11 protein-coding genes are annotated in these 14,904 nt (G+C 57.7%); 4 read left to right on the top strand and 7 right to left on the bottom strand.

Annotated elements, in window-relative coordinates:
* Nucleotides 1-193 precede the first annotated feature (193 nt).
* On the bottom strand, nucleotides 194-2,101 hold the full coding sequence (locus CORTU0001_RS00880) for a fructose-specific PTS transporter subunit EIIC (RefSeq protein ID WP_050776565.1): 1,908 nt from the start codon (nucleotides 2,099-2,101) through the stop codon (nucleotides 194-196).
* A gap of 40 nt (nucleotides 2,102-2,141) precedes the next feature.
* On the bottom strand, nucleotides 2,142-3,671 hold the full coding sequence (locus CORTU0001_RS00875; RefSeq protein ID WP_005326661.1) for an ATP-binding protein: 1,530 nt from the start codon (nucleotides 3,669-3,671) through the stop codon (nucleotides 2,142-2,144).
* A gap of 126 nt (nucleotides 3,672-3,797) precedes the next feature.
* Between CORTU0001_RS00875 and CORTU0001_RS00870 the strand changes: the two genes are divergently transcribed.
* Nucleotides 3,798-4,307, top strand: coding sequence for a 2'-5' RNA ligase family protein (locus CORTU0001_RS00870; RefSeq protein WP_005322490.1), 510 nt, complete (start codon nucleotides 3,798-3,800; stop codon nucleotides 4,305-4,307).
* Here CORTU0001_RS00870 and CORTU0001_RS00865 read toward each other — a convergent pair.
* Nucleotides 4,304-5,497, bottom strand: a complete 1,194-nt coding sequence (locus CORTU0001_RS00865; protein ID WP_005326659.1) for an amidase — start codon at nucleotides 5,495-5,497, stop codon at nucleotides 4,304-4,306. The two genes, CORTU0001_RS00870 and CORTU0001_RS00865, sit on opposite strands and share 4 nt — an antisense overlap.
* 302 nt (nucleotides 5,498-5,799) lie before the next feature.
* Here CORTU0001_RS00865 and uriT point away from each other — a divergent pair, with 302 nt between their 5' ends.
* Together uriT and uriH are read left to right on the top strand one after the other, a co-directional pair.
* On the top strand, nucleotides 5,800-7,224 hold the full coding sequence (uriT, locus tag CORTU0001_RS00860; protein WP_034667834.1) for a uridine transporter UriT: 1,425 nt from the start codon (nucleotides 5,800-5,802) through the stop codon (nucleotides 7,222-7,224).
* A 9-nt stretch (nucleotides 7,225-7,233) separates the two neighbouring features.
* Nucleotides 7,234-8,175: a uridine-preferring nucleoside hydrolase UriH gene (gene uriH, locus CORTU0001_RS00855; protein ID WP_005326655.1), complete on the top strand. Its 942-nt coding sequence runs from the start codon at nucleotides 7,234-7,236 to the stop codon at nucleotides 8,173-8,175.
* A 144-nt stretch (nucleotides 8,176-8,319) separates the two neighbouring features.
* Here uriH and CORTU0001_RS00850 read toward each other — a convergent pair whose 3' ends face one another.
* Both CORTU0001_RS00850 and CORTU0001_RS00845 read right to left on the bottom strand, forming a co-directional pair.
* The gene (locus CORTU0001_RS00850) at nucleotides 8,320-9,378 is read right to left on the bottom strand and encodes a 5-methylcytosine restriction system specificity protein McrC (RefSeq protein ID WP_244262071.1); all 1,059 of its coding nucleotides are present in this window, start codon (nucleotides 9,376-9,378) and stop codon (nucleotides 8,320-8,322) included.
* 46 nt (nucleotides 9,379-9,424) lie between these two features.
* The gene (locus tag CORTU0001_RS00845; RefSeq protein WP_005326649.1) at nucleotides 9,425-12,007 is read right to left on the bottom strand and encodes an AAA family ATPase; all 2,583 of its coding nucleotides are present in this window, start codon (nucleotides 12,005-12,007) and stop codon (nucleotides 9,425-9,427) included.
* A gap of 135 nt (nucleotides 12,008-12,142) precedes the next feature.
* Between CORTU0001_RS00845 and CORTU0001_RS00840 the strand changes: the two genes are divergently transcribed.
* Entirely contained in the window at nucleotides 12,143-12,652 is a 510-nt protein-coding gene (locus CORTU0001_RS00840) for a gluconokinase (protein ID WP_005326647.1), read from the top strand.
* On the opposite strand, the gene CORTU0001_RS00835 is transcribed toward CORTU0001_RS00840, so the two are convergent.
* Together CORTU0001_RS00835 and CORTU0001_RS00830 are read right to left on the bottom strand one after the other, a co-directional pair.
* A complete protein-coding gene (locus tag CORTU0001_RS00835; RefSeq protein ID WP_005326645.1) occupies nucleotides 12,649-14,043 on the bottom strand; it encodes a GntP family permease in 1,395 nt (464 codons plus the stop codon). The two genes, CORTU0001_RS00840 and CORTU0001_RS00835, sit on opposite strands and share 4 nt — an antisense overlap.
* Before the next feature lie 166 nt (nucleotides 14,044-14,209).
* On the bottom strand, nucleotides 14,210-14,827 hold the full coding sequence (locus CORTU0001_RS00830) for a zinc metalloprotease (RefSeq protein ID WP_034667830.1): 618 nt from the start codon (nucleotides 14,825-14,827) through the stop codon (nucleotides 14,210-14,212).
* Nucleotides 14,828-14,904 lie beyond the last annotated feature (77 nt).

Raw genomic sequence — 14,904 nt, 5'->3', positions numbered from 1 at the left:
GAAACCTTGTGTATTTCTGGCTGTCTAAGGATCGTAAGAGAGCATCAAGGTGATGCCGGGTCTCGCTTGAACCTGCCGCGCTACCGCTGCCCCTCCCGCGACACCGCCCGATCCGCCCCATTCCTGCGCGGTGTTGGCAAAAGAAAAGCGCCCAGCGGGGATAACCGCTGAGCGCTAGTAGCTACAAGACAATTTAGGCCGGGGTGGTTGAGGCCGCCTTGTCAGTGGATGGTGCAGGGGAGAGCACCTTTGAAATGATGTCTGCGGCTTCCTTGCGCGTCTTCGCACCGTGGAGCTGAGCGCGGAAGTCCTCCTTCATGATGTTGCGCGCCAGCTTGGACAGCAGCTTGAGGTGCTGCTTTCCAGCGTTATCCGGAACAGCAATAAGGAAGGCCAAGGTGGTCGGGTCCTCACCCTCTGCCCACGTGACGCCGTGCGGCAGGCGGGCGAAGGCGAGCGTTGGTACCTTCACTCCGGCAGACCGAGCGTGCGGAATGGCCACGCCGTGACCCACACCAGTGGAACGGGTAGATTCGCGCTTCAATGCGGCGCTAGCGACCGCCTCGGCATCAGACATGCGCGCGGAGGTGAGCTTCACCATGGAGCGAATGACCTCTTCGCTAGAAGAACCCAAATCTTTATCGAGGCTAATCGTATCGACTGCAACAAGTGGCTTATCCTTGCGCTGCGTCAATCCCACCAGCAGGAGAATAAGTCCAGCGCAAACAACGATGCCGGCAAGCATGGCGATAAAGAAGCCAACGACGTTATCTACCGCGCCGAGCACCGCGACGATCGGGCCGCCGTGCATGACGTGGTCTTGTGCACCGAAAAGACCGGCGAGCGCACCGGCTACGGCACCACCGGCAACATTGGCGGGGATGACCTGTAGCGGGCGTGCAGCCGCGAGCGGAATGGCGCCCTCGGTAATGCCGAAGAATCCCATGAACAATGCGGCGATGCCCGCATCATTTTCGGCCTTGGTAAACCAGCGGCGGCGCAGGAGCGTCGCTACGCCCACGGCGAGGGGAGGTACGGCAATCGCACATGCCGCCATGCCCATCGGCGCCGCATTGCCGGCCGCGATCATGCCGCCGCCGAAGAGGAAGGCCGTTTTATTGAAAGGACCACCCATATCGAAAGCGATCATGGCGCCCAGGATAAGGCCCAGCACGATGACGGAGGAGCCCTGCATTCCAGCGAGATAGTCGGTCATTGCCTCGAACGCGGCCGAGACCGGCGCGCCAATGAGCAAAATGAAGATGAGGCCCACGATGAGCGTGGTGAAAATCGGGATGACGATGATGGGCCAAATCGGTGCGATGAACTTGTGCACCGGAATCTTCTTAATAGCAAGAGCCACATAGCCGGACAAAATACCGGTGACAATGCCGCCCAAGAATCCGGCGCCCGCCTCAGAACCGTAAAGCGAGCCGGTGGTGGCAATGAGGCCGGTGATAAGGCCAGGGGCAAGGCCCGGGCGATCCGCGATGCCCACCGCAATGTAGCCGGAGAGGACTGGGACCATCAGTGAGAACGCCAGGGCGCCCAGCTCATTGACCGTGTTCCAGAAGCTATCTTCCGGAATCGCCATGCCCTCAGGCGTGGGCGTGCCGCCGATGGAGAGGGCGACCGCAATGAGCAGACCACCGGTCACCACGAACGGGATCATGTGCGAGACGCCGTTCATCAGTGCTTTGTACAAGGTTTGACCCACGCTATTCTTGCGAGGCGTCTCTTCCTCCGTCTTCTCGGAAGAGCCCTCCCAGCGCGAGGCGCTCAAGGACCTGCTGAGCAGTTCCTTCGGGTGTTTGATGGCCTCGTCCACACCGGTGGCCTCGAGGCGCTTGCCATGGAAGCGGTCCTTGGAAATGACCGTATCGGCACCAATGACAATGGCGTCGGCTTCCTCGATGTCTTGCTTGCTAAAGGCTCCCTCGACGCCGATGGAACCATGAGTTTCAATCTTGATGCGGTAGCCCAGTTCTTGGGCTGCGGCCTCGAGGTTCTCGGCCGCCATATAGGTATGCGCGATGCCCGTCGGACACGCCGTGATGGCGAGGATGAGGGGCGATGACTCTGTAGTGCTCATGGTTCTCATTAAACGGCAATCGTTTGCGTTGGCACAAGAGCCGGTGCGTCTATTCTCTGCGGATCTGGTAAGTCGTGCGTTGCGAGCCACGCTGGCCCCGCATGACAATCCAGCCCTTCCTCTCCAAGGCCTTGAGTGCGTAGCGCGCTTGCCCGGTACTGAGTTGGGTGCGTTCCGCGATCTCGTGAAGGCTTAAGGCGGGAGCATAGTCCGCCTCTGCGCCTAGCTGCATACTGTGAAAAACTTGCGGAACGTTTTTGCCCAGCTGGCGAAGCTCGTCCTCTACGTTGGCTTCCACTGCTCTAACCGTGGGACGGGCAGAAACTCGATGCGGGCTATCAGGCCTGGTGCGGGGGAAGATGACACGAAACTCGGTGCCAGTATCTATAAGGCGCGGCGCAGCTAGGCCTGCATCTAAACAGGCACGAATCATCTCTCGGATGCCTCCGCCTTCGCCTTCAATGACCGGGTGTCCTTCGCTGGTGCGAACTAGTTTGGCAAGCTCATAAAGGCGCTGATTTACTGCAGCTTTGGATAGGGTGGTGCTGGTCAATTGGGAGACCGAGACCCCTCGCAGCCCACCAGGGCTAGTAATGATCACTGCCTGCCGGGTGATGCGAACCTCAATTCTTTTTCCCACGCCTCGCGTGTGTGGTCCTAAATCGCGGTGCACTAACGCGTTGGCTACAGCCTCCCGAAGGGCGGCCGGCGGAATTTCCGGGATCTCTTCCATATGACCGCTTTCCGCATAGCGCAGGTCGGCCTGCAGATTGGCACGTAGCCAATCCACCACATCATCGAGGAGAGCGGGTAGAGGGCCGTCGAAATGGGTGAGATTCCGCGTGCGCGCGGCGTGCTCCCGCGGAAGCTGCACCGCCGCGGTTACCCCGAGGGCAGGTATTTTTCCCTGTGGCAAGAAGCCGAGAGCATAATTTCCGGCTACGGTCAGTTGCCCGTTTACGGTTGCGCCAAGTACCTCGAGGAGGCGCTTGTCCTCCGCGATGGTGGATAGGCGCCTACTGCGTGAGCGGGCTGCGCGTAGCGTCTCTGCCGTAATGCTTTCATCCATGTCCCGCAGGCCGCTGCCAGGCACTGGCTGCTGGTCATAAAATTCTTGCTCAGATGCGTGGAGTGCCGCTACCTCGAGGATGCGCAAATCGTTAGGACCCATCACATAATTGTCATCCGCTTGCCGTAGGTAGGCCTCTCCTTTGATGCGGGCTGGTTTAAGCATGGGTGAAAGGGGCGCTACCGTCACTGCGATTACTACCGCTTCATCGATGCTGATGTGGGTAAAAGAGAGCTGGGGCGCAGGTTCTATTAGCGTTCTTGCTTGGTCCGCCACAGCCTTTTCTACCTGTGCAGGGTGTGCGACGCCGGTGGCGGCAAAGTTGAGGCTCTGATCGACACCCAAAAGGATGTCACCGCCCATTGGCATGTTTGCAAAAGCACATATGGTGCGAGCCAAATCATGCGGTGCGCGAAGGAAGGAGCGCTTACATTCCAGCATCGTGCGGTCATCGCCAAAAAGCCGCAGCTGCTCAAGTGCCTCACGGAGGCTAATTGCATCCCAACCCATGGCGTCATTATAAAACCCTCATTGCAAAGTGGCAATGATTTTTTAATGAGGGGGAAGGGGCTTCTCGCTCATTGTGATGAACGGTACGCTGGAGGCACTCCGCAATAGAAAGGGGAACGCTCGCTCGTGAGTAAAGCATCGCCGGATAATATCTTGCTCTACCTGCCGCAAAAGCAGGAAGATCAGGTGCGTGACATCTTTGCCGGCCTTGCTGAGCGCGGCTTTCCCGTCCAGCAGCAACGCCCGCACATTACGGTCACCTTTTCGCCGCACATGCAGCCGGAAGTGGTGGACTTGGCGGCCCAGCTGCTGCCGGCCGTTATCCCCGCGGATTTCCGGCGGGTAGGAAACGTTATTTTTGGCACCAAGCGTAAACAGACGGTGGCCTGGCTGCTGGAAACTACCGACGAGTTAGAAATCGCCGCGCGCAAAATCAGCGCCGCAAACCCGGACGGGCGCGGGCCGCGCTGGACTCCGCACCTGACCATGGGGTTGCGCCTGCCGCGCGAAGAGGTTCCCGGCTATATCCAAGCGATGGACGAGCTCACCTCAGCGCACTTCAAGGAACTTACCGCCGTCGAGGCCGCCTATTGGCGGCCGCGCACGCAGGAAAAGACCCTTCTAGCAGGGGCTTAGAGTAAAGCGCGTAGGGCCCGGGCAACGCGCAGGACGGTCAGGTCCTCGCCCGGCTTGCCGACGACCTGCACCGCATCACCCACGCCTTCTTCCTCTTCGCCGCGCAGCGGCACCGTAATGGCTGGCCAGCCGAGCACATTGAACGGCTCGGTCCACCGCCGCAGGCTCGCGGCCGACTCCGCGGTATTGTCCGGGGTGATATCGGACCACTTGAGGGGGCCGGAGTCGAGGGTAGGGGTGAGGATAATGGGGGCGTCGGCAAGCAGGGCAAGGGCGTCTTCGCGCAGCTTCTCTACGCCCCGTGCGGCCGCGTCGTAATCTTCCTGGCTGATATTTTCCCCGCCCAGGACGCGCTGCAGGATGACGTCCTGGTACTTATCGCGCTGGTCCAGCAGCGGCCGGTGGACGTCGTAGACCTCCTTCAAGCGCATCGGCTCGTAGAGCTCGGCCGTGGCGGCGATGGTCTCTTCCAAGTCCGCGCCTTCGGTGAGCTCAAAGTCCGATCGCTCCAGCGCCGCCAACAGATTAGCGAAGCGCTCGCCCTTGGCCTTAAGCGCCGTGACATCAACAGCAGAAACGTCCTGCGCTGCGGCCGGTTCCTCCTCCGCAGTGGCAATAAAAGCCTGCTCAATCAGGTCAATCGAGCTGGCAAAGAAACCAATGCAATCAAAGCTCGGGGCAAAGGGGAAGACACCTTCGACCGGAATCACCCCAAAGGTGGGCTTGAACCCCAGCACGCCTTGGCATGCGGCCGGCACGCGCACCGAGCCGGCGCTATCGGAGCCCACCGTAAGCTGCAGCGCCCCGCAAGCTACCAGCGCCGCCGAACCGGAGCTCGATCCGCCGCCGCACACCTCCGGATCGCGCGGATTGATCACGCGACCATAAGCCGAGGCATCGCCCAAAATGCCATAGGAAAACTCCTGCAGGTTCGCCTTTGCCACCGGCAGGGCACCCTTCGCCGTCAAGCGCTGCACCACCGGCGCATCCTCGATTGGGGTGCGGCCCACATCCACATTGGTGCCGCAGGTGGTAGGCACGAACGCCACATCCACGATGTCCTTGAACGCCACCGGCTGTCCATTAAGCGTGGGCGATTCCTCCACCGCGTGCTCATCAAACGGGATGACGGCAATCACCGCGTTAAATTCCTGCTGGGCGTGGTGCAGGCGATCAGAAACAGTAGACATAACGGGAGCTAAGTCCTTTCAACCTCGGCGTCCTAGGACGCTCACGATGTATTAGAAGAACGCAGATGTTACTACCGTACATCAGAGGAACGTTCTAGCAGCAAAGTCTGGAAGTGCGTGGGTTATGTGCCAAACGGTAACGGTGACCAGAGGCCTTATCCCCTTTACGTTGGGCTAGACGCATGCCATCCGGCGAACACAGCGGTTCCCATCGATTGCAACTCAAACCACTGCGCAACGCCAAGCAATTGAGCCACGCTCCCCACTATGGAGCGCAGGATTCATCAACTACATTTAAAGCCATGACTTCCACCACCTCCGAGCCGCCAAAGCTCCAGCCCAGCTCCTATATTCCATTGATGTTCGCACTGCTTGCGGCAGTGTTTGCCTTCCAGCTCAATGCGTCGATGCTCTCGCCTGCCTTGGCAACGATGGAGGATGAGCTGAGTGCCACCACCGCACAGATTGGCCTAACACAGACAGCCTTCTTTACGGCCGCGGCATTGTTCTCGCTCTTCCTACCGCGCTGGGGTGACCTTATCGGGCGCAGGAAGGTCCTCGTCGGCATGATGGCGGTTGCTGCGCTGGGCTGCGTGGCTTCCGCCGTCGCGCCCAACGTAGCCGTGCTGCTCATCGGCCGCATCATCCAGGGCGTGGCCGGGCCGACCGTCCCGCTCTGCCTCATCATGCTGCGCCAGCAGGTGCTCAATGAGAAGCAATATGCACTGCTGCTGGGCATTGTGACCTCGGTAAATGGTGGTATTGCGGGCGTGGACGCCCTGGCCGGCGGCTGGCTGGCGGGTAACTTTGGCTACCGCTCGGTCTTTTGGACCATGGCAGTACTCTGTGCCATCGCGGTAGTAGCAGTGCAGGTATTTACCAAGGAATCCACGGCCACCGAAACCCCGCGCATGGACTGGTCGGGTGTGCTGCCCCTGGCCGTGGCGCTGGGTTGCGTTCTCACCGCATTTAACGAGGCCGGCAAGCTTGCGGAGGCCAATTGGTTCCTCGTCATTATCCTTCTTCTCATCGGTGCCGCGGGCTTCTGGGCTTTCTGGAACGTGGAGAAGAAGGTCGCCGACCCGCTCGTGCCGGTGGCTTACCTCAAGCAGCGCCGCACCTGGGCACTGCTTTCCACCACGCTGCTTACCATGACCGGCGTCTTTGCCGTAATGAACGGCCTCATTCCGAACCTCGGCCAGGACACGGACGCCGGCGCCGGCATTTCCGCCAGCACCATTTCCTGGGTCACCCTTACCCCGTACGCCCTCGCCGGCCTGGTCTTCGGCCCGATTGCCGGTTGGATGGCCTCCAAGCTGGGCTACAAGTACGTCCTGCAGACCGGCCTCATCGGCACCGTCGTTGGCCTGATTATTTCCATCTTCGTGGTCGGCGCCCCGAACGCATGGACCCTGCTCTTCGTCTCCATTTTCTTGGGCGTAACCTACGCCGGCATTGCCAACATCATGCTCAACGGCCTGGGCATTGTGCTCTCGCCGGCCGATAACCAGGGCTACCTTCCCGGCATGAACGCCGGCGCCTTCAACCTCGGCGCGGGCCTGTCCTTCGCCGTGCTCTTTGCGGTTTCCGGTTCCTTCGAGCACGGCTACCGCGCGGGCATGATCGCCGGCGTCATTATTCTCCTTGCGGCTCTTGCCCTGTCCTTCCTCATTCCTCGCCCAGAGTCCATCGATGACACCGTGGCGGCCGTCAACGCCCGAAAGTAGGCTCGTGGCATGACGCGAAAAATCATTCTGGACTGCGACCCCGGCCACGATGACGCAGTGGCCCTGCTCCTAGCGATGGGCAACCCCACCATCGACCTGCTGGGCATTACCACCGTCGGCGGCAATCAGACCTTGGATAAGGTCTCCCACAATGCCCTGGTGGTCAAGGAAATCGCCGGGCACCCGGAGGTTCCGGTTTATGCCGGCTGCGATCGCCCGCTCGTGCGCCCCGTCGAGGTTGCCGAGGCTATCCACGGCTCCACCGGCATGGACGTCGAGGGCGTCCAACTTCCGGAGCCAAGCACGGCGCTTGCCGACGCCCACGCTATCGACTTCATCATCGACACCGTCATGTCCCATGAGCCCGACACCATCACCCTGGTGCCCACCGGCCCGCTTACCAATATCGCGATGGCCGCGCGCAAGGAGCCGCGCATCGTCGAGCGCGTCAAGGAAGTCGTCCTCATGGGCGGCGGTTATCACGAGGGCAATTGGTCCCCAGTCGCCGAATTCAATATCAAGATCGATCCTGAGGCCGCCCACATCGTCTTCGAAGAGCCCTGGCCCGTCACCATGGTGGGCCTCGATCTCACTCACCAGGCGCTTGCCACCCCAGAGGTCGAAGCCGAGATCCAGGCATTAAATACTCCTGTCTCGGAGTTCGTCGTGGGCCTCTTCGGTTTCTTCCGCAAGGCCTACCAGGCCAACCAGGGCTTCGATAACCCACCGGTTCACGACCCGTGCACCATCGCCTACCTCATCGATCCGGACATCGTCCAGACCCGCAAGGCACCCGTCCACGTCGAGCTCGCCGGCGCCCTTACCACCGGCATGACCGTCACCGATCTACGCGAGCCCGCCGACGCCTCATGCCACACCCAAGTCGCCACCACCCTCGACCACGCCGGTTTCTGGCGGCTGGTTACCGACGCCCTCAAGAACCTCGTCTAGGTCACATCTTTGCCGCGCCCCCGCTGCGTGGGAACCCAACTTTCAGCCACGTTATCGCCCTTGAACCACCAGTTAGAGGAGGCAACGTGGCTGCTTTGGCCCTTATGTTTCACCTCTTCTAGGCTTGCGTACCTTGGAGATTCTTTAAGGAATATCGTGAGGTTCTTTCTGGGGAAATTCGAGATTCGGGGCCACAAGATGAAGCACTTTCTGGCGAAACTCGCGAATTGAGGTCTCGAGACCGACGCTAGCGAAAGCTACAGGGTGTCCGTCGAGAAGGAATGAGATCGTCTCATCCTGTTGGTTTCGGCCCGAAGAAGCATAGAGCATGATGCCCTTAGCGGTTTTCCATTCTTCGCCGAGAGTTTCTTGGCTGCGTAAGTAAGCGTAAAGCTGATAAAGGTGCGGGCTTTTTAAGGATTCGTTTCCTACTCGGTTCTCAATGAGCATATGCGTGAACTTGGCATCGATAACGGAAATTTCACCTACTGGTGATTGCAAAATGATATCCGTTTGCATGCTCGGTAATTCTTTGGGCACCTGTTGAGCATTCCAGTACAGCCATTCGCCGCTACTTACTTTCCAACCTAAAGGGCAGAGATGGTGTTGGAACAGACCAAATAGAGCTTTTTCGAAAAGCTTGCGGATCTCGTGCTGCGTGAAGTGCTTTCTGCTGAACTGAGAAAGGGCATCGTCCCCGCGCGTGGGGACGGCAAATTCTAAAAGCAATCTAGCTACGGCAACTGGTTTCTTGTCTGCAGGGGATAGCTTGGAGTGAGGAAATACCGTCGACTTTGGTTCGGAAATTCCCATTTGAGAAAGCCTTTGAGAAAGCACCTTACACCGTCGGGCACTGGCGTCACTGTCCACGCTGGACAGTAGTTGCGCTGCGTATTCGAGGGCGTATCGAAGGAATTGGTTAACTTCGCTGTTGATGGTGAGCTCATTGAACTCACAGGCAATAAGCCCCTTCTCAAGGAGTTGGCGGCGGGCAGTTTCGTACATGTTAATTCGGCCTCGCACCCGAGTTATATTTCGTTCGGTCAGCGTAAATCCGATGCTTAATTCTCTCCGGAAACGCTTTTCTACAGCGTCACACAGCATTGTTCCAATGAGCTCTGGAAGCTCAACGCTTGCGTCTTCCACCGCGGAATTAGATATATGCCCATCAACGAAAGACTGCGAGGCGTATAACTGGAGCATCCATACACTACGGATAGGAACGTATATGTCTTCCGGTTGTAGCGAATTAGCCGATGAGGACATTGAGAGCCTGCTCTCGCTTCGCAGGATTGTCGAACCAGTACTCTCCTATGAGCGGCTTGAGATCCGAGGCTACTACCTGGTTAAACCATTCCATAGTTGCATCGAAAGAACTGTCTGCTAGCTTTCGGCGTGGAGTAACAAAGCTGTGTCCGATTAGGTAGTCATCACCGAGATTGAAATCGTCTCGAATTAATTGATTAACCTCTTCGATTCTTCGCGCGATTTCACTGAGAGCTTGGTCATTGCGGTTACGTTGGGCAACACAGAAATTTCGCCAAGTAGAACCCAACTGCGGTTCGAGATTTATGAAGGCAAACCTGCGTCGTAAAGCCATATCTACCATGGCGAGGGATCGGTCTGCCTGGTTCATCGTACCGATAACAAAGAAGTTATCAGGTAAGAAAACTGCTTCCCCTTCCTGGCTATATAGCGTGGTGAGTGCATTTTCTGGATTTCTCTTGTCAGCTTCTAAGAGGGTGAGCATCTCGCCAAAAATTTGCGCGGGATTGCCGCGGTTAATCTCTTCAATCACTACTACGTGTGGATTGGAGTCCTCTTTAGCCTTTTCCACAGCTTGGAGAAACGGTCCATCTTTCAATTCCAGCTTTCCATTACTGCTGGGGCGAAAGCCCTGAACGAAGTCCTCATAAGACGTAGATGGATGGAATTGAACGGAGGTGACGACATCTTCCGCATCTGATTTACACAAGACATAAGCTAAGCGGCGAGCAAGCCAAGTCTTGCCTGTACCTGGTGGGCCTTGGAGAATTAGGTTCTTCTTCTCCTTCAGGCGTTCCAGCATTAGTTCGATATAGTCTTTTGAGATAAAGCAGCCGTCTTCGATAAGTCCGGAAATGGTATACAGGTCTTCTTCCGACGAGGACTCTACGGTTTGGGCAGTAGCATCCGTTGGTTCTTGGTTAAAACCCCAAGCTTCATATGACAATCTCGGAAAATTAGCCGGTTCGATCTCGGCGGTAGTAAGCCAGTCTCGGATTTCATCGAGCGTAAGCAAATAATCTTTACCCGTCGAAACATTTTTCTGAATATTGATTCCAAGCGCGGAGTCTTGGGCAAGATACTTGGTGATGACCGAATCGAAAGTGAGGAAATACCGGGGACGTGCCCAGAACAATGCCATGGTGTATGCCGTGATCTGGCGGTCTTTGGTCATCACGTCGAAATCGTGTATAAACTGAGCTCGATTTTCGGGCGTATCTGATTGGCTCACCGCGAGGGCCGAAGCGAAAAGACTCCAGCTATTCTCCCAAAAATCTAGATTAATAACATCTGACGGCTTCGTAGCAAAGCACGAGCGTAAGTTGTTGAGTTGGGGCAGTCCCGAAAAATCCGTTGGTGCTGGGGCTTCAATTCCGAAGACGGTTTTAAAGGCTTGGCAAATTGCCACCTTATTAGATGCCGAAATTTGCCGGTTAGCAACGCCGAGGATGGTAAAAGGATCCATATCAGTAGCGGGCACTTCTTTATCATCTATGTGCCAATTCCATAGGTGCTTGAACCGGAGCGGGCGTCCTGAGATTTCAGCGGTCTCTTTTAGCTTTTCGAGTAGCTCCGCGCGGTTATTTTTGAATGCGAGTAGCTTGGTGGCGAGTTCTTCGAAAAACTCCGGCCAGTCAAACGACGGTGACAATGGAGTCTCAGAGGAAAATTCAGGATCTCCCATGCCTTGGATGACGGATTCTACTCGGTCGTAAGCATGATTGCGTGAAACCTGGCAGATAGTAAGCAGTGAAGTTAGAGATCGTTGGAGGTCTATTCCTAGGTCATCGCGATTGAAGAAATCGCTTGACCAGTTGATCGGTCGGACGTGCCGCATTTCTTTCGGCTCATGAGGGCGGTACTCGTAATCGCCGGAGACGTAGCCAAAATAAACTCGCCCTTTGTGCAACTTGCTCGGCATCAGAACCAGGTCGCCTACCTGCATTTGGTTTTTAAACCGGTTGAGTTGAGAAGCGTAGCTTGTGGATGTTTGTGCTTTGAGATCTGGGTGCTCTCGCACCATCGCAGCCTTGATAGAGTCCAAGGTATTTTGCTTATTCACCTCCGGGCCGTAGTCCATACCTGGGATGCCTAAGTTGGACTCCAGAGCTTGTTTTTCGCGTTCACCATTACGGCCCGCGCGAAGTACCCAGAAAAAATCCGCACTAGATTCTTCAGGAAGTTCTTCTTGTGGGCCCGAATCGACTTCTCGCTGCTTATACGCCTTAGAAATAAGCTCGTCGATTTCTCGGATCTGATGTTTTTCTAAAGGGTATGGGTTGGAAGCAAGCCAATTGGCGCCTTCGGCGGTCAAGGAAAAGGATCCCGGCTTAGAGGAACTGACAAACCCTATTTTCCTTGCGTAGAACACCGCCCATCGGGTTCGGTCTTCCACAACTGATCGGCTTTTGAGCTGGCGGTGAGCTTGTCCTGGAAAGTCCGCTTCAGCAATTTCTTGAACGTGTTCAAAGAGTTCAGGGTAAGCGACCTCTGACGTACCCCGCATCGTTTCTAAGACGACGGGAAGAACGGTTCTCCAGGAAAAAGATTGCTGTCGGTTACTCATCAAAGCATCCTTAGAAGTCAAAGCAGGGGCGTTCTCATAATAGTAGGAGAACGATTCACAGGGGATGGGCGCATCTCAATTGGGAACCTCAGGAGGATAAACTCGAGGGGAAGAACCCCAACCCAAGGAGCCACCATGGACCAGCACTGTTTCCGCCACATCGTAGTGATGGGAGTATCCGGCTCGGGAAAGACAACGGTGGGGGAGGCGCTGTCGCCGTTGATAGGTCTGGAGTACCGCGATGGCGACGATATGCACCCGCAGGCCAATATCGACAAGATGGCTGCGGGTACACCGCTCAATGATGCGGACCGGGAGCCGTGGTTGAAGCAGATTGGTCAGTGGCTGGCGGATAGGCCAGAAGGTGCAATGGTGGGGTGCAGCGCGCTGAAGCGGAAGTACCGGGATTTGATTCGCGAGTACTGCCCAGCCGTGGCGTTCGTTCATGTGCACGGTGACTTTGATGTGCTGCATGAGCGGATGCAGCACCGGTCGGGGCACTTTATGCCGGCGTCGCTCTTGCAGTCGCAGTTCGATACCTTGGAGCCGCTGGAAGAAGACGAAACTGGCCGCGTCTTTGAGGTGACGCGGCCAGTCGAGGAGATTGCCCAAGAGGCTGCTGCTTGGATTAAGGCTGGTGCCTAAAAGAGCGCTGCTACTGCGTAGAGCACCAAGACCAAGGCAAAGCCGATGACGGAAATCAGAATTTGGTTGACCGTCCAGGTCTTCAGGGTGGTGACCGTATCCATGCCCATCAGGCGGCCGACGAGCCAGAAGCCGGAGTCGTTGACGTGAGAGCCGAAGACGGAACCGGCGGCGGTGGCCACGACGATGAGGGCGAGCTGCAGCTCATTGAATCCGCCGGCTTCCACGGCGGGAACCATGAGGGCGGCGGCTGTGGTTAGCGCCACGGTGGCCGAACCTTGGGCTAGGCGCAGCGCCACTGCGATGAGGTAGCAGGCAAGGATAACGGGGATGCCGAGGCCGGAAAGCGAATCGGCCAGGGCGTCGCCAATGCCGGAAGTGCGCAGAACGCCGCCGAACATGCCGCCGGCACCGGTGATGAGAACGACGGAACAGATGGGGCCAAGCGAGGAATCAATGAGCTTTTCCAGCGCGGTCTTGTCCACGCCGCGGCGCAGGCCCAGGACCACGAGCGCGACCAGCACCGTGATGAGCAGTGCGATAGGAGTCTGGCCGAGCATGACAAAGAACCGTACCCACGCGGCGTCGGCATCGATGGTGCCATAGGACGCCAGGGCATTGAGGCCGGTGTTGAAGAAGATGAGGACCATCGGGATGAGCAGGAGGCAAATCACCGTTGGGGCAGAGGCCGGCTTAAGCGGCTGTTCTTCCTCAGAAAGCACCGGGCCGGCGATGGCATCAGTAACTTTGAGGGGGAATTTCTTGCCGGAAAGCAGGCCGAAGCGGTAGCCGGAGATATACCAGGTAGGAAGCGCAAGCAGCAGGCCGACGAGCAGAACGAGGCCGAGGTCAGCGCCGTAGAACTCGCTCGCCGCCACAGGACCTGGGTGCGGCGGCAGGTAGACGTGCATGACAGAAAACGCGCCGGCGGCCGGCAGACCAAACGCTAGGACCGGACCGTCCAAGCGGCGGGCAACGGCGAAGATAACCGGAAGCATCACAATCAGGCCGGCGTCGAAGAAGATGGGAAAGCCCATAATCAGCGAAGCCAGGCCGAGTGCAAGGGGCGCCTTGGATTCGCCGAAGCGGTGAACCATGGCGTCGGCAAGCGATTTGGCGCCACCGGAGGCTTCCACCAACCGGCCGATCATGGCGCCCAAGCCTACGAGCAGTGCCACCGAGCCCAGAGTGGAGCTAAAGCTTTCTGTCATGGTGGGCACGATGCCTTCGAGCGGAATGCCCGCAGCGAGCGCCGTGAGCGCCGAGACCACCAGTAGCGTGAGGAAGGCGTGGAGCTTGAAATAGATGACCAGCACCAAAATTACGGCGATGGCGGCCACCGCAATGCCCAGCAGCGGGCCGGTGGATAGTGTAGGTTCCCATGTTTCCATAGAGAGTTCCTTTTCCTTTGCAAACCTTTGAATAATGGAAACGTTAGCAGTGGTCCTGTGCGCTGCCTAAAGCAATCGGCTAAATGCGACCTACCCAACACGTAGCCGGGTGAAGACAGAAAAATCCCCTAGGCACCGTACTGGGCCTAGGGGAGGGGCAGGCAGTTTAGTCGAACTGGCCCTGGATGATAGCCGCCGCATCCAGCGGGGTCACGTGGTAGGAGATGGGGTTCTGGTTAGCGCCGGCCATGAGCGCGCCGGCGCAAGAGTGACCTGCGCCCATCATGTGGCCCAGCTCGTGGGCGATGGTGCCCTGGACTGCCTCTGGGTACTGGGCATTAGGAATCTTGATGAAGACCATCTTGTGATCCGGGTAGGCGGCGCCCTGGACGTAGCCATTTGGGTCCGGCTTGTAGATGATGGCGACGGTGTCATCGTCAGCCTCGGAAGGCTTTACTTCCTTCAGGGAAGCCTTGCCCTTGAGAGCCTTGTTCCACTCGGCTACCGCGGCATCCAGCTGCTTGCGGTACGGGAAGTCGCCGACCACCTTGTACTCCAGTACGCCGTCCTGGAAGTAGGGCTTTACGGAGTCCTCATCGTGGAGGATGGAGGGATCCGGGACCGGCTTGCCATCGTTAGCCAGCTTGGTGATGGTCTTGCAGGTGCTCGGGGAGATGAGGGAGCGAACTGGGTCGCTCTTAGCGCTAGCGGCCGGTGCGGCGACGGTGCCAAGGATGGCGGAAGCGGCCAGGGTGGCGGCAGAAAGCTTCTTGAAAGAAGGCATAGGCAGTGAGTTACCTTTCGGTTGATTTTAAGGTTCGCAGAGTGCATGTTTCCCAGCAATATCCGTGGTAAACGGTA

The organism is Corynebacterium tuberculostearicum SK141 (genome assembly GCF_000175635.1).
Taxonomy (GTDB): Bacteria; Actinomycetota; Actinomycetes; order Mycobacteriales; family Mycobacteriaceae; genus Corynebacterium; species Corynebacterium tuberculostearicum_C.
This window is presented reverse-complemented; position numbering and strand designations above follow the sequence as displayed.